At 69.7% G+C, this 18,316-nt stretch carries 12 protein-coding genes and 1 pseudogene; 6 read left to right on the forward strand and 7 right to left on the reverse strand.

Going from position 1 to position 18,316, the window contains the following annotated elements:
- Positions 1 to 143 precede the first annotated feature (143 nt).
- The 3 genes from ACFXC1_RS04770 to ACFXC1_RS04780 are packed head-to-tail and all read right to left on the reverse strand — an operon-like array spanning position 144 to position 5,118.
- A complete protein-coding gene (locus tag ACFXC1_RS04770; protein ID WP_381238736.1) occupies positions 144 to 1,442 on the reverse strand; it encodes a ThuA domain-containing protein in 1,299 nt (432 codons plus the stop codon).
- 27 nt (positions 1,443 to 1,469) lie between these two features.
- Complete coding sequence (locus ACFXC1_RS04775; RefSeq protein ID WP_381238739.1) at positions 1,470 to 3,695, reverse strand: RICIN domain-containing protein; 2,226 nt, start codon at positions 3,693 to 3,695, stop codon at positions 1,470 to 1,472.
- Between the two features lie 52 nt (positions 3,696 to 3,747).
- A complete protein-coding gene (locus ACFXC1_RS04780) occupies positions 3,748 to 5,118 on the reverse strand; it encodes a lectin (RefSeq protein WP_381238741.1) in 1,371 nt (456 codons plus the stop codon).
- 306 nt (positions 5,119 to 5,424) lie between these two features.
- Here ACFXC1_RS04780 and ACFXC1_RS04785 point away from each other — a divergent pair, with 306 nt between their 5' ends.
- The 3 genes from ACFXC1_RS04785 to ACFXC1_RS04795 all read left to right on the forward strand — a co-directional run bounded on the left by ACFXC1_RS04785 (position 5,425) and on the right by ACFXC1_RS04795 (position 10,158).
- A complete protein-coding gene (locus ACFXC1_RS04785) occupies positions 5,425 to 5,934 on the forward strand; it encodes a hypothetical protein (RefSeq protein ID WP_381238744.1) in 510 nt (169 codons plus the stop codon).
- Positions 5,935 to 6,039: 105 nt separating this feature from the next.
- Positions 6,040 to 8,640: a helix-turn-helix transcriptional regulator gene (locus ACFXC1_RS04790; protein WP_381238746.1), complete on the forward strand. Its 2,601-nt coding sequence runs from the start codon at positions 6,040 to 6,042 to the stop codon at positions 8,638 to 8,640.
- 102 nt (positions 8,641 to 8,742) lie between these two features.
- Positions 8,743 to 10,158, forward strand: a complete 1,416-nt coding sequence (locus tag ACFXC1_RS04795) for an FAD-binding oxidoreductase (protein WP_381238749.1) — start codon at positions 8,743 to 8,745, stop codon at positions 10,156 to 10,158.
- A 25-nt stretch (positions 10,159 to 10,183) separates the two neighbouring features.
- Here ACFXC1_RS04795 and ACFXC1_RS04800 read toward each other — a convergent pair whose 3' ends face one another.
- The 4 genes from ACFXC1_RS04800 to mgrA form a co-directional block, all read right to left on the reverse strand.
- Positions 10,184 to 10,936 (reverse strand): NPP1 family protein, encoded by a 753-nt coding sequence (locus ACFXC1_RS04800; protein WP_381239455.1) that lies wholly within the window; start codon positions 10,934 to 10,936, stop codon positions 10,184 to 10,186.
- A 305-nt stretch (positions 10,937 to 11,241) separates the two neighbouring features.
- Positions 11,242 to 12,123, reverse strand: coding sequence for an FAD binding domain-containing protein (locus ACFXC1_RS04805; protein WP_381238752.1), 882 nt, complete (start codon positions 12,121 to 12,123; stop codon positions 11,242 to 11,244).
- 110 nt (positions 12,124 to 12,233) lie between these two features.
- Positions 12,234 to 13,229 (reverse strand): Dyp-type peroxidase, encoded by a 996-nt coding sequence (locus ACFXC1_RS04810; protein WP_381239458.1) that lies wholly within the window; start codon positions 13,227 to 13,229, stop codon positions 12,234 to 12,236.
- 52 nt (positions 13,230 to 13,281) lie between these two features.
- Positions 13,282 to 14,325: an L-glyceraldehyde 3-phosphate reductase gene (gene mgrA, locus ACFXC1_RS04815; protein ID WP_381238755.1), complete on the reverse strand. Its 1,044-nt coding sequence runs from the start codon at positions 14,323 to 14,325 to the stop codon at positions 13,282 to 13,284.
- Between the two features lie 145 nt (positions 14,326 to 14,470).
- On the opposite strand from mgrA, the pseudogene ACFXC1_RS04820 reads away from it, so the two are divergent.
- The 3 genes and pseudogenes from ACFXC1_RS04820 (at position 14,471) to katG (ending at position 18,254) form a co-directional block, all read left to right on the forward strand.
- A pseudogene (locus ACFXC1_RS04820) lies at positions 14,471 to 15,406 on the forward strand (LLM class flavin-dependent oxidoreductase).
- 166 nt (positions 15,407 to 15,572) lie between these two features.
- The gene (locus ACFXC1_RS04825; RefSeq protein ID WP_381238757.1) at positions 15,573 to 16,010 is read left to right on the forward strand and encodes a Fur family transcriptional regulator; all 438 of its coding nucleotides are present in this window, start codon (positions 15,573 to 15,575) and stop codon (positions 16,008 to 16,010) included.
- A gap of 33 nt (positions 16,011 to 16,043) precedes the next feature.
- Positions 16,044 to 18,254: a catalase/peroxidase HPI gene (gene katG, locus ACFXC1_RS04830; RefSeq protein ID WP_381238759.1), complete on the forward strand. Its 2,211-nt coding sequence runs from the start codon at positions 16,044 to 16,046 to the stop codon at positions 18,252 to 18,254.
- Positions 18,255 to 18,316: the final 62 nt, after the last annotated feature.

Genomic DNA, 18,316 nt, shown 5'->3' on the forward strand with positions numbered 1-18,316 from the left:
ATCAGATCTCTTTTTTTTTATATATACTCCACAAAAATTTATTTTGTCATCGCACCCGCGGTCTTTTTTTGGCCGAAAAAAACACCCCCCCCCCCCCCCGCGCGCGCGGGGGGGGCGCCGCCCTTGTTCTGCCGTGCGGTGGCTCAGGACTGCACGGCGAGTGAGAAGGACTGCGCGGTCGAGCCGTCACAGGTCCGCTGGGTGAGCTGGACACTGTTGGTCGCCGCCGTGGCGGCGCTCAGGCACTTGCCGCTGTGTCGGGCGACGAAGTGGTAGCGCCCGCTCGTCTCCCGCACCGGCTGCCACTGCTGGTTCGTGCCGCCGGAGTAGGCCCACAGCTGCAACGGCGCGTTGTCGGCCGTCGAGCGGTCGGTCACGTCGATGACCTGTGCGGGGTTGCCGCGCGCGGTGATCTCCATGTACCCGCTGTCGGTGGAGCGGAACTGGTACTGCTGCGCCGTCGTGCCGTTGCAGGCGTACTGCTGGATCGCCGTCCCGTTGGCCGTGGCCGCCGAACGGGCGTCCACACAGGTGCCGTTGCCGCCGTTCTGCACGGAATACCAGGACGTCTCGGAGATCGGGGTGTCCGTCGGCGGCGTCGAAGTGTCGCCCACGCCCAGCCACTTGAGCCCGTTCAGCAGGAACTGGTTCTGCGTGGCGCTCGCGAACGTCGACGACAGTCGCGTGTTGGTCGTGTAGTTCATCGCGTTGTGGCCGAAGTTCGCGTACAGCATCTTGTACTTCGTGTTGGTCCAGATGATGGGGTAATACCCGCTGTACCAGGACTGGTTGGGATCGGTGCCGACCGGGAAGCTGCTCGGGTCGATCGACGCCAGGATCTTGATGTCCGGGTTCTGCCGCAGATCGTTGGACCAGCTGTACCACTCGCTGACCGACGAGGTGAACGTGGCCGGCAGGGCGGCGGTGGGCGGGATCGAATGGTCCTCCACCTTCAGGGTCACCGAGGTCGGACCCCAGGTGTTGGACACGAAGTTCCCCGAGCCGAGCAACGTGTTGTGGTACCAGGACCAGCTCGCCGCGTTCGTCGTGAAGGCGGAGACGTGGAAGCCCATGAAGCCGCCGCCACCCCGCATGTACGCCTCGAATCCGCTGCGTTGGGCGGCGGTCTGCGGCAAGTCGTCGAGGAACAGGACGACTTGGTACGCGTTGACCCCGCCGTTGGCGAGCAGATCCCAGTTGGTGCTGGCCGTGTAGGTGTAGCCGTTCGCCGCCGCCTGCTGCGGGAACCAGACGTTGGCCTCCTTGTCGAAGTCGATGTGCGCCGCGTCGTAGGTCCCGCTGTAGAGCGCGAGGATCTTGAACGGTGTTGCCGCGGTGCTCGCGTGGGCGGCGGGCGGTACGGACGCGAGGCCCAGCAGCGTCGCCAGCAGGAGGAGGACCCGCAGGAGCGCGCTGGTGGAACCGGATCTGATGGTGTTCATGTGGGTGATCGATCCTTTCCGTGCGGTCTACGGGTAGTTGGTCAGGTAGGCGACATTGGTGCTGGAGTTGGACGGCCCGCCGGTGCTGTTGATGATGTGGCTGATCGTGCCGACCCCGCCCAGCGAGACGGTCACCATGTCGTGGAACTTGACCCCGGACACGCTCGGCACCTCGAAGGCGTGATCGGCCACCACGCTGGAGTTGGAGCTGAAGTAGCAGTAGCTGCCAAGTCCCCACGCCTCATGGGTGGTTACGCCCGCGGCGACCTTGTAGGCCGGATAGCCCTTGCCGCTGCCGTTCATCCACGAGGCCTGGTTCGGCGGGTCGTAGGGCATCTCGTTCTGGAAGAAGTACGTTCTGCCTCCGTTGCCGTTCCAGACGACCTGGGTCTTCTGGAAGTGCTCGACGAACAGGCCGTACGCCGTCACGTTGGCGCCGTTGACGATCAGTCCGGTGTCCGCCGTGTTGGTGGTCCAGCCGACCGTGCCGGAGTTGCCGTGGTCGGCCCGCCAGATCCAGGTGTGGTCGATGATCGTGTTGGCGCTGTTGATGACAAGGGAGTTGGTGGCCTTGCCGACGGTTGCGCCGCCGATGCGGACGAAGACATCGGACAACTGCGTCGGGTCGGACGCGTGGGTGGCCGTCGAACCGGACGGGCCGATCTGCACCAGGGTCGCGGAGTTGGTGGCGCCCGCGTCGATCAGCAGGCCCGCCAGCTCGATGCCGTCCACGTCGGCCGTGGAGATCGCGGTGATCCCGCCGTCCGGCACGAGGGTGGCGAGGCCCATGCCCAGCACGACCGTGTCGGGGCGGGTGATGTTGAGCGTCTGGTTGAGGTGGTAGACGCCCGGGGTGACCAGGAGGTTCTTGCCGGCCGCGAGGGCGGTGTTCATGTCCGCCGCGGTCGCGCCGGGCTTGACGATGTAGAACTGGTCGATCGGCAGGGACTTGCCCGCCGGGGTCTTCCCGCTCCACGTCGTACCGACGGCGTTGGACTGCAACCCCGGCACGAACACCTGGTAGTTGCCCGCGCTGTCGACGTAGAGGAAGGGCTTCTCGCGGATCGTCGGGGAGCTGGCGACGTTGGTGTACGTCGGGAAGGACTGGGCGGGCGCGCCCTGGTCGCCGACGAAGACCATGTTCCAGTTGGAGCCGGACCAACTGCCCATCGTGGAGTTCCGGGTGAGGAACTGCTGCTGGGAGCCGGACTGGATCTGGCCGTCGACCTTGGTGTCGGAGATGAAGCCGCCGCTGGACCAACCGCCGTCGTCCAGCGCCAGGTTGCCGCGCACGTGCATGCGCCGGTAGGGCGCGGCCTGCGAGACGGCCCAACGGTCGGTGCCGCCCGTGGGGTTGACCGACAGGTTCTCGGCGTCGCGCCAGAAGTTCTGGGTCGCGTTGCCCTGGAACCAGTCGGCCTCCGCGTGCACCGCGCCGTTGATCGTCACGTCGTCGGGGGAGAAGCCGAGACCCGCGACCTGCGTGTAGAAGCCGACGTTGGCGTTCGCGCTGTACGTGCCCGGCTTGAACAGCAGGGCCTGGCGGGCCGAGCCGAACTGGTTGCTCTCCTGCTGGGAGAAGACCGAGTCCAGCTTGGACTGGATGCCGGCCGCCGACATCGATGGGTCGAACACCGTCACGTTGGGGCCGAAGTCCGGGGTGCCCGGCGGGTTGGTCGTACCGCCGCCGCTCAGCGTGAAGGACTGCGCGGCCGTGCCGTTGCAGGTGTACTGCGCCAGCTGCACGCTGTCGGCGGTCGACGCGCTCGGCACGTCGAGGCACTTGCCGCTGTTGCGGTTGACGAAGTGGTAGGAGCCGTCGGACTCGGCGACCGGCAGCCACTGCTGGTTGTTGCCGCCGGAGTACGTCCACAGTTGGATCGGCGCGGAGTCGGCGGTCGAGACGTTGGTGACGTCCCAGGCCTCGGCGCCGTTCAGGTTGCTGTTGACGCGGTAGTAGCCGCTGTCGGTGGCGACCAACTGCCAGTTCTGCGCGGTGCTTCCGTTGCAGGTGTACTGCTGTACGGCGGTGCCGTCGGCGCTCGCGGCCGAGCGGGCGTCGACGCACTTGCCGCTGCCCTTGTTGACCACGGTGGTGTAGCCGGTCGGTATCGCGGCGGCGGCCGAGTTCGCGGCGCTCGCGGAGCCCTGCGCGGCGAACTCGATGCCGGTCACGGTGGTCGCCACGAGCGCGACAGCCGTGAGCGCTCTCGGAATGACGTGGCGGCCGGACGGCCTTTTCCGTCTGAGCACGGATTCTCCTGTGGTGATGGGGGGTTGGGGGGAAATGGTCGGAGGGCGTCCGTCAGCCGGTGTACTGGGCGAAGATGCTGGTGAACTGCCAGTTGCTCTGGCTCACGCCCGAGCAGGTGTCGTCGTTCGGGTAGGCGCCGGGGCAGGGCCGGTCACGGTTGGCCGACCAGAACGTCAGCCGCGCCAGGTGGTGCGCCTGCGCGTAGCTCAGGATGGTCTGGAAGTCGGCGGTGGTGACGGTCTCGTTGTTGTCGGTGATGCCGTTCATCGACGAGATGCCCATGTCCCGGTAGGCCGCGTCGTCGCTGTAGCCGTACGCGTTCTTCAGCGCGGTCTTCAGGCCCTCGGCCGCGCGCTGGGTGAGCGTGCCCATGTTCTGGCCCGCGCCACCGAAGTCGAACGGCATGATCGTCCAGGCGTCGACGGTCAGCCCGGACGAGGCGGCCCGGTTGATGAGGCTGGTGTCGGGCCCGCTCTGCCCGGTGCCGATGGTGACGTACACCTTGATGCCCGGGTTGTTGGCCTTGACGGTCTTGAGCGCGTCGACCGTCCGCTGCTGCACGGTCCCGTTGCTGTACGCGTCGGCCTCGATGTCGATGTCGATGGCCTTCAGCGAGTAGGCGCTGATGACCTTCTGGTAGGCCGCCGCCAGTTCGCTCGCGCTGGAGCAGGAGCTCTCCAGCTTGTTGCCGCTGTAGCCGCCGAAGGACGGGACGACATCGCCGCCGTTGGCGCGCACCGTGTTGATGGTCGACTGGTCGACCCCGCCGGTCAGCGCCCGGCCGCCGTCCCACTGCGGGTTGCAGTAGCCGTTGCTCAGGACGAACGCCAGCGTGAACCACTTCACGCCGGTTGCGTTCATGACAGTCGTGGGGCTGGGCGGGTTGCCCCAGCCGTTGTAGAGGTACGGCGCCACGGCCATCGGCGCGGTCGTGGGCGGGGTGGTGCCGCCCGCGGCGGGGGCCGTCCACTTCTGGTTGGCGGCGCCGGAGCAGGTCCAGATCTGGGTGCGGGTGCCGTTGGCCGTCGAACTCCCGGTGACGTCGAGGCACTTGTTGGCGGCCGGGTTCACGATGTCGCGCGCGGCCGTGACCGTCCACTGCTGGTTGGCGCTGCCTGCGCACGTCCAGAGCTGGAGCTGGGCGCCGTTGGCCGTCGAATTGCCGGTGACGTCGAGGCACTTGCCGAGGGCTCTGATGGTGCCGTCGGAGCCGACCGTCCACTGCTGGGCGGCGGTGCCGTTGCAGTCGTAGAGCTGTACGGCCGTGCCGTCGGCAGAGCCGGCGCCGGCCACGTCGAGACACTTGCCGCCGAGGCCGGTGATGGTGCCGGTCGCGGCCGAGGCGGAGGGGGCTGCGAGGGTGCCGACGGCGGTGAGGCCGAGGGAGAGCGCGAGGGCGCAGCGCAGGGCGAGGCGTTGCATGACGAGGGAGCCTTTCGTCCTGGGGTGGGGGGTGGACGCCGCCGGCGTGAGGGCGGTGAGAGGTGAACACGCGCGTTCACATATGTGAGCGTGGAATGCATTCATGGGAGGTCTGTTGGCTGGTGAACCTAAAGGTCTGCACCAAAGCCGTCAAGAGGTGCGACCGGAGAAGTCCCGCAGGTCGTACCTGAGTTGAGAAGTTGTAGGCGAAGGAAAAGAAATCACCAGGACCATTGAGCGGCCGGTTCCCACAGGTCACACTGTGCGAACTTCGTGATGATCGTCAGGGTGCGTGTCGGAGGAACCATGAACACAGCGGGGACCGCGGAGGTCGCAGTCCGGCACATACTCAGTGACAAGGTCACGGGAGGCTTCCTCGCGCCGAGGACGCGCACGATCACCTGGTCCGCCGCCCACTACGTGGTTAAACGGCCCCCGTCGGGCAAGCAGACGGTGGAGCTGACCTGCACCGAGTGCTCGGCGTCCCTGCTGGCCGAGGTCCGCGACCAGTCCTTCACCCGCACGCTCTCCGCCGTCCTGAGGGTCATCGGCGTGGTCTGCGCCGTCGTCTTCTTCGCCGCGTTCGCCTACGCCGTCCACGAGGGCGGCAAGACCCTCCCCGAGGGGCAGTCGCTGCCGGTCCTCTTCCCGATCAGCGTGATCGCCATCGCCGTCACCTTCGTCGCCGCGCCCACGTTCTACGTGCACGGCCGGAACTACAACGGCGTCAGCATGCTCGACGCCCCCAAACCGCGCCGCCGGCACCAGATCAGACCGGTCCGGCCCGGACAGCGGGGTGCGCGAACTACCCGCTGAGCCGGTCGGGTCCGGTTCCGTGGGCGTCCGGACTCAAGCGGGCGGCGCGGGTCCGGAATGTGACACCCGTACGGGATTTCCCCTCCGAGTGGCAGAATCGACGCCGTGGATCGGGGGATCCTGGAACGCGAGCCGGAGCTGGTACGGCTGGCCGCGGCCGCGCGTGAGGCGGCGGACGGGGCCGGATCCGTCGCGCTCGTCTTCGGCGAGGCCGGCATCGGCAAGTCGAGCCTGATCAGGGCCATGCCCGAGCGGCTGCCGCAGCACACCCGCATCCTCCTGGGCCAGTGCGACGACCTCGCCACCCGCCGCCCCCTCGGCCCCTTCCGCGACCTGATCGGCAGCGTCGGCGCCGAACTCGCCCGGGCCGTCATGGAGGGCGGCGACCGCCACCGCGTCTACGAAGCCCTGCAAGGTGAGCTGTCCGGTGTACCGCATCCGGCGGTGCTCGTCGTCGAGGACGTCCACTGGGCCGACGAGGCCTCACTGGACGCACTGCGCTTCCTGGTCCGGCGGATGGCACAGCTGCCCGCCGTACTCGTCCTCACCTACCGGGACGACGAGTTGAGCCGCGAGCACCCCCTGCGCCATCTCCTCGGGCAGGTCTCCCGCGCGGACCGCGTGCACCGGCTGCCGCTGGCCCGCCTCTCCAGGTCGGCCGTGCGCACGCTCAGTTCGGCCAGCCGGCTCGACCCGGCCCAGGTGTACGAGGTGACCTCCGGCAACCCCTTCTTCGTCACCGAGATCCTCGCGGCCGGCGGCACCGGGACCGTGCCCCCGACGGTCGTCGACGCGGTGCTCGCCCGGCTGCGCGGACTCTACGGCCGCAGCGTCGACGCGCTGGAGCAGCTCGCCGTGGTCCCCTCCGCCGTCGAACGCACCCTCGTCGACGCGCTGTTGGCGGACGGCGTGGCCGGGCTCGCCGCCGCCGAACAACGCGGACTGCTCACCGTCACCCCCGAACGGGTCGCGTTCCGCCACGAGTTGATCCGCCGGGCCGTCGCCGACTCACTGCCCACAGCCCGCCGAATCGACCTCGACCGGCGGGTGCTCACCGCGCTCGTGGCCCGGCCCGGCTCCGACCCGGCCCGCATCGTCCACCACGCCGCGCAGGCCGGCGACCAGGACGCCATCGCCCGCTACGGCCCCGACGCCGCCCGCGACGCCACCGAGGCCGGCGCCCACCGCGAGGCCGCCGCTCATCTCCGGCTCGTACTGCGACAGCGGCACCGCTACACCCCCGCCGAACTCGCCGACCTGCTCGAACGCTACGCCGTGGAGTGCTACACCCTCGCCGACTCCGTCGAGGCCGTCGCCGCCCAGCGCGAGGCCGTGGCCCTGCGCCGCTCTCTCGGCGACACCCTCGCGCTCGGCGCCGACCTGCGCTGGCTCTCCCGCATCCACTGGTGGGCGGGCCACGCGGAGGAGGCCCAGGAGGCGGCACGCGAGGCCATCGCCGTCCTCGAACACGCCGGTGACGACAGGCTGTTGGCCCTCGCGCTCAGCAACACCGCTCAACTGCGGATGCTGTCCGACCGGTACGCCGAGGCCATCGCGCACGGCGAGCGCGCCATCGCCCTGGCCCGGCGCGCGGACGACGCCGCGATCCTGGCCCACGCCCTCAACAACGTGGGCGCAGCCCGCTGGCGCGGCGGAGACCCGGACGGGCGACGGCAGCTGGAGGAGAGCCTCGCCGTGGCGCTCGTCGCAGGGGAGGTCGAGCACGCCTGCCGGTCCTACGCCAACATCATCTGGTCCCTCCTCGACAACCTCCAGTACGCCGAGGCCGACCGCTTCCTGCCCCCGGCCATGGAACTCGCCGACCGCGCCGAGCACTTGGGGTTCCTCAACTACCTGCACGTCGAGCAGGCCATGCGCCGACTCGCTGCCGCCGACTGGGAGGACGCCGAGCGGCACGCCGAGTACGGGATGCACGAGTTCGTACCGGCCCGCTGTCCCGCGCTGACCGTCCTGGCCCGGGTGCGGGTCCGCCGCGGCAGGCCCGGCGCCGGTGAACTCCTCGACCAGGCCTGGGAGATCGCCGTACGGACCCAGGAACTCCAGCGCACCGGACCGGTGGCCGCCGCACGGGCGGAGGCGGCCTGGCTGCGCGGCGACCACGCGGCGGCGGCCGAGGCGGCGGCACCGGTCCACGCGCAGGCCGGGCGGCTCGACTACGGGCCCTACCGGGCCGAACTCGGCTACTGGCTCACCAAAGTCGGGCACGCCGTGCCCGCAGAAGACAGTGACCACCCATACGCGCTGCAGGCGGCGGGGGAGTGGAAGCGGGCCGCGGACCTGTGGCAGCAGGCTGGCTGCCCCTACGAACACGCCTCCGCGCTGGCCGAGAGCCCCGACCCGGCCGACAAACTCACCGCCCTCGCCCAACTCGACGCACTCGGTGCCGAACCCCTCGCCCGCCTCGTCCGCACCGAACTGCGAGGCCTCGGTGTGCGCCGCATCCCGCGCGGCCCGCACGCGGCGACCAGGGGCAACCCGGGCGGTCTCACGGAACGGCAGCTCCAGGTCCTGCGACTGCTTGTGAAAGGCCTCACGAACCCCGAGATCGCCGACCGGCTCGTGGTCTCCGTCCGGACCGTCGACAACCACGTACACGCCGTCCTGGAGAAGCTCGACGCGCCCACCCGGCGACGGGCCGCCGCCCGCGCTGCGGAACTCGGGCTGCTGCCCTACCGTGAAACGTAGGTACCCGACATCACCGAGCTGGGTGACGGGCACGGATGCCCGCACAGGTCCGGGCGAAATAGAACATGCAGGTCACCCAGAACACCAGGAACGGGGAACCGCATGTCCAGCACGCCCGCACAAGCCGCATCCCGTGAACTGACCGACTTCACCGGAGAGTTGATCGGCCCCGAGGACTCCGCCTATCCGGAGGCCCGCGCCGTCTACAACGCGATGATCGACAAACGGCCCGCGCTGATCGCGCGCTGCGCCGACGCGGACGCCGTGGCCCGCGTGATCGCCTTCGCGCGCGCCCACGACCTGCCCCTCGCGGTACGCGGCGGTGGCCACCACGGGGCCGGACTCGGCACCGTCGACGGGGGAGTGGTCGCCGACCTCTCACCGCTGAAGGACATCCACGTGGACCCCGAGGCCCGTACGGTCCGGGTCGGCGGCGGCTGTGTGTGGGGCGAGGTGGACCGTTCCACGAACGCGTACGGGCTCGCCACTCCCAGCGGCATCATCTCCACCACCGGCGTCGGCGGCATCGCCACCGGCGGCGGGCTCGGCCACCTCACCCGCAAGTGCGGGCTGACCATCGACAACCTGCTGGAGGCCGAGCTCGTCCTCGCCGACGGCAGCCGGGTGCGGGCGAGCGCCGACGAGAACACCGACCTGTTCTGGGCGGTCCGGGGCGGCGGCGGCAACTTCGGCGTCGTCACCTCGTTCCTGTTCCGGCTGCACGAGATCAGCACGGTCGTCGCAGGACCCACCTTCTGGCCGGTCGAGATCAGCGCCGAAGTCCTCACCGCCTACCGGGAGTTCCTGCCCGGCGCACCCCGCGAACTGAACGCGTTCTTCCTCTACGGCACTGTCCCGCCCGCCCCGCCGTTCCCCGAGGAGATCCAGCTGCGCAAGACGGCGGGAGTCGTGTGGTGCTGGACCGGCGGCGACACCGAGGCCGCCGCACACGAGATGGCCCCGCTGCTCGACGCCCTGCCGGCACCACTTCTGCACGCGCCCGGACCGATGCAACACCCTGACATGCAGGGCATGTTCGACGGGCTCTACCCGCCCGGCGACCAGTGGTACTGGCGCGCAGACTTCGTCAACGAGATCTCCGACGAGGCCGTGCAACTCCACGCCAAGTTCGGTGCCGAGGTCCCCACCCCGCAGTCGACGATGCACCTCTACCCGATCGACGGCGCCGCCCACGACGTCGGCAACGACGAGACTCCGTGGGCCTATCGCGACGCGACCTGGGCATCCGTGTTCGCCGGCGTTGACGGGGACCCCGCCAACGCCGACCTCATCAAGAGGTGGACCGTCGACTACCAGGAGGCCCTGCACCCGTACTCGGCGGGCGGCGCCTACGTGAACATGATGATGGACGAGGGACAGGAACGCGTCCGGGCCAGTTACCGGGGCAACTACGACCGGCTGGCCCGCATCAAGGCCGACCGCGACCCGGACAACGTCTTCCGCCTCAACCAGAACATCCACCCGGCCCCGAAAGCGCGGTACGAGACCCGCCCATAGCCACGATCCCGAGGCCGGGCCGGCATCACGCGTTCGGGTCGAACGAGATGCCGGACGGCTTCGCGATGGACAGGGCGTAGTCGAAGTCGCTGTCCCTGATCTTCAGCGTGGCCGAACCGAAGTCGGCGGCCAGAAGCTTGTCCTTGAGGCCGGCCGGGTAGCCGTTCCAGCCCACCAGACGTGGGTAGAACCAGTTGCCGGTGGCGTTCTCCGCGGGCTCGTCGTTGGTGTTGGCGAAGCGGAAGTCGTGCGAGCCGATGCCGTCCTTGTGGTAGACGATCTTGGGGTGTGTGCCGTCGAAGCGCACCCCCGAGGCCGCCGACACCTGGTAGGCGGAGTGCTGCGACACCGACACGTACTGGACCGTGTTGTCCTTGATCCACACCACGACGTGCTCCCAGTCGTGGGTGTGCCCGATCGCCGCCGGACCCAGCGTGACCTGGTCCTTCTCGAAGTAGCTGGCGTACATCACCGCGCACCAGTCGTTGTTGCACTTCTCGCGGGAGTACGTGTTGGCGTTGTTCAGCTGGGCCATGTCGTGGCAGTGCCCGTTGACGTCGCCGCCGAGCTTCAGCCCGGGGTTGATGGTGCCGTCCAGACCGATGGCGGCCGTGGCGTAGCAGCCGTCGCCGTCGTAGTCGTAGGCCGGGGAGAAGGTCTGCTCCAGGCCGTCGGCGTTCTGGGGGAGCAGGGTGAGGACATTCGCCTGGGCGGCCGTCGCCTGGCCGACCACGAGGGCCAGCGCACCGAGGACGGTGACGACGGCGGAGCGGCGCAGGCGCCGGCCGCGGGACTTCGGAGTTCTCGCCGGGCTGTCGGTGGGGGGTGTCAGTTCGGGCACGCCGACTCCAGTTTCTTGGCGGTGGGGGGCGCTACTGGATGCGCCAGGTCCAGACCATCGCAGTCCGGTGTGTGCACGTCAACACCCTTGCGATGTACGGGCCTTGACCCACCGCTGAACTCTCCAGCCTGTGCTTTTCCTGTGTTCGCACGGCTCTCGACGCGACCATGACTCTCGGCGAACAGGTGCGCTTGTCTCCCGGGTGACCACTTCGCCGTTCACAGTCATGCTCACCTGCACGATCACACCTCCTGTCCGTCGATGCGGGCCACGGCCCGGCGCAGCACGCGCACGGTCAACTCCCGTGCCGGATGGCGCTTGTACTCGGCGCTGCCGCGCCGGTCGGTCACGGGGGAGCCGGCCTCGCCGGCGAGGTCCCCGGCTCGTCCGTACAGTTCCTCGGTCGGGCGCCGGCCGCGCAGGGCGTCGGCGATGCCGGGGATGCCGGCCGTGTTGGGTCCCACGGCGGCGAGACCCACCCGGGCGTCGGCGATCAGTCCGTCACCGTTCAGCCACACTGCCGCGCCGGCCGACACCACCGCCCAGTCCCCGGCCCGCCGTTCGACCTTCTCGTACGCGCTGGACCCGTTCGGGCGGACCGGGAAGCGGACCTCGGTAAGGATCTCCGCGTCGCCCACGGCAGTCTCGAACGGTCCCCGGTGGAAGTCCTCCATGGACACCACCCGTTCGCCGTCCATGCCCTGGATCACGCAGCTCGCGTCGAGCGTCGTGCACACGGCGGACAGGTCTTCGGACGGATCGGCCTGGCACGGCGAGCCGCCGAGCGTGCCCCGGTTGCGTACCACGGGGTCGGCGATGACGCGCTCGGCGTCACGGAACACCGGGAAGGCGGCGGCGAGTTCGTCCGACTCCAGCAATTCGCGGTGCCGGGTCATCGCGCCGATGCGGATCAGCCCGGGTTCGACGCGGACGTAACCCAGCTCGTCGTGCAGGTCGTTGATGTCGATCAGGTACCCGAAGTTGGCCGGCCGCAACTTCATCATCGGGATCAGACTGTGCCCGCCGGCCACCAGCCGTGCCGTGTCGCCCAGCTGGTCGAGCAGCGCGACCGCCTCGCCCACGCTGCCGACCCGCTGGTACTCGAACGGAGCGGGAACCTGCATACCGCAATCCCCCTGTCCTGCACGGCAGTTGGCCGGTCGGCCGGGTGCCGTGTCCGGGCCTCATTGGGCGCCCGGCGGACAGGGGTGTCAACGGCTGGTCAACCGTTCACTTAAGTTGGCTGTCCTGGAGAGGCGGGCAGGTCCTCCAGGAAGTCCGCCGAGGGGACGAAGAAGAGACTCCCGGTGACGGCCGTGGAGAAGTCCAGGATGCGGTCGTGGGACGCGGAGTCGGTGCCCAGGAACATGTTCCGCAGCATCTGTTCGGTGACCGAGGGGGTGCGGGCGTACCCGATGAAGTAGGTGCCGAACTCGCCCTGTGCCGCGCTGCCGAACGGCATGTTGTCGCGCAGGATCTTCCGCTCGGTGCCGTCCGGGCCCGTGATGACGTTGAGCGCGATGTGCGAGTCGGCCGGTTTGACGTCGTCGTCCATCTCCATGTTGGTCAACTTCGTGCGTCCGACGGCCCGTTCCTGCTGCTCGACCGTCAACGCGTTCCAGGCCGCCATGTCGTGGACGTACTTCTGCACGATCACATAGCTGCCGCCCGCGAACTCCGGGTCCTCGCCGCCGACCACCACCGCCTGGCGGGCCGCCTCCCCGACGGGGTTCTCGGTGCCGTCGACGAAGCCCAGCAGATCCCGTACGTCGAAGTACTGGAACCCGGACACCTCGTCGCGCACGGCGACCGCGCCGCCGAGCCGGCCCATGATCTCGGTGACCAACTCGAAGCAGAGGTCGGCCCGTACGGCCTTGATGTGGAACAGCAGGTCGCCGGGGGTGGAGACGGCGGTGTGGCGGGAACCAGTGAGTTCCTGGAACGGATGCAGCTCGGCGGGGCGCGGCCCGTCGAAGAGCCGGTCCCAGGCCTCCGATCCGACACCGGTCACGCAGCTGAGCCGCCCGTCCGGGGCGCGGAAGCCGATGGACCGGATCAACCCGCCCAGATCGCCGAGGAGTTGGCGCACCGCCTCCTCGCCGCCCGGCTCCACGGTGACGACGAGGAAGGTCGCGCTGGGAGTCAGGGACTCCAGCACCGCCTGCGTGGTCGGGGCCCTCTCGCCGCCGCTGGTGCCGTCCAGGTGCTCGACCGAGCCGTCAACTGTCATGTACTCCATGCCTCCGCTGCGTCCTGCGAGGCACCCGGCGGCACCTCGGAACTCAGCCGAGTTTCCCAGTCCGCGCGTCCTGCCACAGATCCACCCCGCCGTCGACGGCGTACGAGTCGATCTCGGCCAGCTCCTCGGCGCTGAAGTCGAGGTTGTCCAGCGCGGCCACGTTCTGTTCGAGCTGCTCCGCGCGCGAGGCGCCGATGACCAGTGAGGTGACCCGTTCGTCGCGCAGCGCCCAGGCGAGCGCCATCTGCGCCAGGGTCTGACCGCGCTTGGCCGCGATGTCGTTCAGCGCCCGCAGCCTGCGCACCATGTCCTCGGTCAGCCAGCCCGCGTCGAACGACGTGCCCTGCGCGGCCCGCGACCCCTCCGGAATACCGTCCAGGTACCGCCCGGTCAGCAGCCCCTGTGCCAGCGCGGTGAAACCGATGACCCCGAAGCCCTCGTCCCGTGCGGCGTCCAGCAGCCCGTCGGTCTCTATCCAGCGGTTGAGCATGCTGTACGACGGCTGGTGGATGAGCAGCGGAGTGCCCAGCTCGCGGAGGATCGCGGCGGCCTCGCGGGAGCGCTCGGCGTCGTAGGACGAGATGCCGACGTAGAGCGCCTTGCCCTGGCGGACGGCGGTGTCCAGCGCGCCCATTGTCTCCTCGAGCGGGGTGCCGGCGTCGAGGCGGTGGGAGTAGAAGATGTCCACGTAGTCGAGGCCGGTCCGCTTGAGGGACTGGTCGAGGGAGGCCAGCACGTATTTGCGGGAGCCGCCGCCCTGGCCGTAGGGGCCGGGCCACATGTCCCAGCCGGCCTTGGTGGAGACGATCAGCTCGTCCCGGTACGGCGCGAGGTCCTGCTTCAGCAGCCGGCCGAAGTTGGACTCGGCGGCGCCGTAGGGAGGGCCGTAGTTGTTGGCCAGGTCGTGGTGGGTGATGCCGAGGTCGAAGGCGCGCAGCGCGATCTCGCGCTGGGTCTCGAACGGCCGGTCGTCACCGAAGTTGTGCCAGTAGCCCAGCGACAGAAGAGGCAGGTCGAGCCCCGAGCGGCCCGTGCGGCGGTAGCGCATCGTGCTGTCGTAGCGCCCCGGATCTGCGATGTGGTTCACCCCGCCCACTCTGCCCGCGCCCGCCGCACGCGTCCAACCGATCGCGGTCATCGCATTCAGCAGCACCGGCGCATAATCCGGCAGCGGATCGCTGAGCGGACCGCTGCTGGTAGATGGCCTCCGGCTCGTCCCGAGGGTCCTTCTCATGAACTGCGACATATCGGTGGGCGTCGACCCGGTGGGCGTCGGCGCGGAACCGCTGCGGATCGGCGTGCGCGTCCCGCCCTGCGACCGGGCGGACCGGGTGGCCCGCACCGTACGGCGGGCCGAGGAGCTCGGCTTCGACCAAGTGTGGTTCCCCGACTCGCAGTTGCTGTGGCGGGACGTGTTCACCACCCTCACCGCCGCGGCCTTCGCCACCGAGCGGATCGGCCTCGGCACCGCCGTCACCAACCTGGCCACCCGGCATCCGTCCGTCGTCGCGCCGGCCGCGCGCAGCGTCGCCGAACTCGCGCCCGGCAGGCTCGCCTTCGGCCCGGGCATGGGCAACAGCTCCGTAGGACCCGCGGGACTGCCGCAGACCGGCTCGGCGGCACTGCGCGAGGGGCTGACCATGCCGCGCGCCCCGCTGGACGGGCGCGAGGGGGACTTCGAGGGCTAGGTCCGCTCCCGGCCCCGCGACCCGCAGCCGTCCGTGCCGCTGCACCTGGCGGCCGGCGGACCCCCGGAATCTGCGCCTCGCCGGGAGATCGCCGACTGGGTCATCCTGCTCAGCGGTGTCTCGCCGCGCACCCTGGCCGCCGCCACGGCCCGGGTCGGGGAGGGCGCCGATGCGGCCGGCCGGAGCGCCGGGAAACTGCCGGTGACCGTGTCCGCGCTCTGCGAGTTGACCGACGACATCGAGGCCGACGCCCGCCTGATCAAACCGATCTGCGCCTCGATCGCCCAGAACGACGGCGCGTTCTTCCTCGCCCTCGTCGGCATCGACGGGGACGTCCCCGCGATGGTCGGGGGCGGCTACCCGGACCTTGTGCACGCCGAGGAGCCGAGGACCGGGACGTTTCCCCGTGGCTTCCGGGCCGGCGGAGGCGGAGGAGCTGCCCCCGTTCGCGGTGCCCCGCTACCTCGACACCGTCCGTGAGCTCCCGCTCACCGAGACCGGCAAAGTTCGCAAGACCGCATTGCGGGAACGTTGGGGTCACCGCCACCACCTGGGACCGTTCCACATCGGCCACCCCGGCACGACATCTAACTTGAACCGTTTGTTTTCTTGAATCACTCGTGTTTATGGCTGTAGGTTGAGCGCCATGACCGCTTCCCCGCCTCCGACCACCGCCGAGGAGCTGCGCGGTGCCGGCCTGCGGGTGACGGCAGCCCGCGTCGCGCTGCTCGAGACCGTCCGGCACGGCGACCACCTCGATGTCGAGGCGGTCGCGTCCGGGGTCCGTGACCGCGTAGGACACATATCGCTCCAGGCCGTGTACGACGCCCTCCACGCGCTGACCTCGGCCGGACTCATACGCCGTATCGAACCGGCCGGCAGTCCCGCCCGCTTCGAAGGACGCGTCGGCGACAACCACCACCACCTCATGTGCAGGTCGTGCGGTGTCGTCGCCGACGTCGACTGCGCGGTCGGCGAGGCACCCTGCCTGACCGCCTCCGACGACCACGGCTTCTCGATCGACGAGGCCGAGGTCATCTACTGGGGTCTGTGCCCCACCTGTACCGCTGCCCCCAGTTCCTGAGTCACGTGATCCACCCCGTTTGGAAGGATTCCCATGTCTGAGAACCACGACGCAATCGTCACGGACGCGAAGTCGGAGGATGCCGGGGGCTGCCCCGTCGCGCACGGACGCGCCCCGCACCCGACCCAGGGCGGCGGCAACCGTCAGTGGTGGCCCGAGCGGCTCAACCTGAAGATCCTCGCCAAGGACCCGGTGGTCGCGAACCCGCTCGGCGCGGACTTCGACTACGCCGCTGCCTTCGAGGCCCTCGACCTCGCGGCCGTCAAACAGGACATCGCCGAGGTGCTGACCACCTCGCAGGACTGGTGGCCGGCCGACTTCGGCAACTACGGCCCGCTGATGATCCGCATGGCCTGGCACAGCGCCGGCACCTACCGCATCAGCGACGGCCGCGGCGGTGGCGGCCGCGGCCAGCAGCGCTTCGCCCCGCTCAACAGCTGGCCGGACAACGGCAACCTCGACAAGGCCCGCCGTCTGCTGTGGCCGGTCAAGAAGAAGTACGGCCAGTCCATCTCCTGGGCCGACCTCATGATCCTCACCGGCAACGTCGCGCTGGAGACCATGGGCTTCGAGACCTTCGGCTTCGGCGGCGGCCGCGCCGACGTCTGGGAGGCCGACGAGGACGTCTACTGGGGTCCCGAGACCACCTGGCTCGACGACCAGCGCTACACCGGCGACCGCGAGCTGGAGAACCCGCTCGGCGCCGTCCAGATGGGCCTCATCTACGTCAACCCCGAGGGCCCCAACGGCAACCCGGACCCGCTGGCCGCGGCCCGCGACATCCGTGAGACCTTCCGCCGCATGGCGATGAACGACGAGGAGACCGTCGCCCTCATCGCCGGTGGCCACACCTTCGGCAAGACCCACGGCGCCGGCCCGGCCGAATCGGTCGGCGACGACCCCGAGGCCGCCCCGCTGGAGCAGCAGGGCCTCGGCTGGAAGTCCACCTACGGCACCGGCAAGGGCGGCGACGCCATCACCTCCGGCCTCGAGGTCACCTGGACCACCAAGCCCACCCAGTGGAGCAACGACTTCTTCGACATCCTCTTCGGCTACGAGTGGGAGCTCACCCAGAGCCCCGCCGGCGCCAACCAGTGGGTGGCCAAGGACGCCGAGGCGATCATCCCGGACGCCCACAGCGACGCCAAGAAGCTCCCCACGATGCTCACCACCGACCTCTCGCTGCGCTTCGACCCGATCTACGGTGAGATCTCGAAGCGCTTCCACGAGAACCCGGCCGAGTTCGCGGACGCCTTCGCCCGCGCCTGGTACAAGCTGACCCACCGTGACCTGGGCCCGAAGTCCCTGTACCTCGGCCCGGAGGTCCCGTCCGAGACCCTGCTGTGGCAGGACCCGCTGCCGGCCGCCGAGGGCGAGGCCATCGACGCCGCCGACATCACGGCCCTCAAGGCGAAGATCCTCGCCTCGGACCTGACCGTCTCGCAGCTCGTGTCCGTCGCGTGGGCCTCCGCCTCCACCCACCGGGGCAGCGACAAGCGCGGCGGCGCCAACGGTGCCCGCATCCGCCTGGAGCCGCAGCGCGGCTGGGAGGCCAACGACCCCGACCAGCTCGCGCAGGTGCTGCGGGTCCTCGAAGGCATCCAGGCGGAGTTCAACTCCGGCGCCAAGAAGGTCTCCCTCGCCGACCTGATCGTCCTCGGCGGTGCCGCCGCGGTCGAGAAGGCCGCCAAGGACGGCGGCGTCGACGTGGAGGTCCCCTTCACTCCGGGCCGTGTCGACGCGACCGAGGAGCACACGGACGTCGAGTCGTTCGCGGCGCTGGAGCCCACCTCCGACGGCTTCCGCAACTACCTCGGCAAGGGCAACCGCCTCCCCGCCGAGTACCTGCTGCTCGACCGGGCCAACCTGCTCACGCTGACCGCCCCCGAGCTGACCGTCCTCGTCGGCGGCCTGCGGGTCCTGGGCGCCAACCAGGGCCAGTCCACCCACGGTGTCCTCACCGACAAGGTGGGCACGCTGACGAACGACTTCTTCGTCAACCTGCTCGACCTGGGCACCACCTGGTCCTCGACCTCCTCGGACCAGCAGACCTTCGAGGCCCGTGACGCCTCCGGCGCGGTCAAGTGGACCGGCACCCGTGCCGACCTCGTCTTCGGCTCGAACTCCGAGCTGCGCGCGCTCGCCGAGGTCTACGCGAGCGACGACGCGAAGGAGAAGTTCGTGAAGGACTTCGTCGACGCGTGGGTCAAGGTCTCCAACCTGGACCGCTTCGACCTGATCTGAGCAGTCCGCACCACCTGACGTCCGGGTCGGCCCACGCGGGTCGGCCCGGACGTTTCTCAATC

The sequence above is a fragment of the Streptomyces hokutonensis genome (assembly GCF_042751305.1).
GTDB lineage: Bacteria > Actinomycetota > Actinomycetes > Streptomycetales > Streptomycetaceae > Streptomyces > Streptomyces hokutonensis_A.

Excerpts from the sequence above, each read along its gene's own strand:
- ACFXC1_RS04770 (WP_381238736.1), bottom strand. The coding sequence starts at position 1,442 with ATGAACACCATCAGATCCGGTTCCACCAGCGCGCTCCTGCGGGTCCTC.
- ACFXC1_RS04780 (WP_381238741.1), bottom strand. The coding sequence starts at position 5,118 with ATGCAACGCCTCGCCCTGCGCTGCGCCCTCGCGCTCTCCCTCGGCCTC.
- ACFXC1_RS04785 (WP_381238744.1), top strand. The coding sequence starts at position 5,425 with ATGAACACAGCGGGGACCGCGGAGGTCGCAGTCCGGCACATACTCAGT.
- ACFXC1_RS04795 (WP_381238749.1), top strand. The coding sequence starts at position 8,743 with ATGTCCAGCACGCCCGCACAAGCCGCATCCCGTGAACTGACCGACTTC.
- ACFXC1_RS04805 (WP_381238752.1), bottom strand. The coding sequence starts at position 12,123 with ATGCAGGTTCCCGCTCCGTTCGAGTACCAGCGGGTCGGCAGCGTGGGC.
- ACFXC1_RS04810 (WP_381239458.1), bottom strand. The coding sequence starts at position 13,229 with ATGACAGTTGACGGCTCGGTCGAGCACCTGGACGGCACCAGCGGCGGC.
- ACFXC1_RS04825 (WP_381238757.1), top strand. The coding sequence starts at position 15,573 with ATGACCGCTTCCCCGCCTCCGACCACCGCCGAGGAGCTGCGCGGTGCC.
- katG (WP_381238759.1), top strand. The coding sequence starts at position 16,044 with ATGTCTGAGAACCACGACGCAATCGTCACGGACGCGAAGTCGGAGGAT.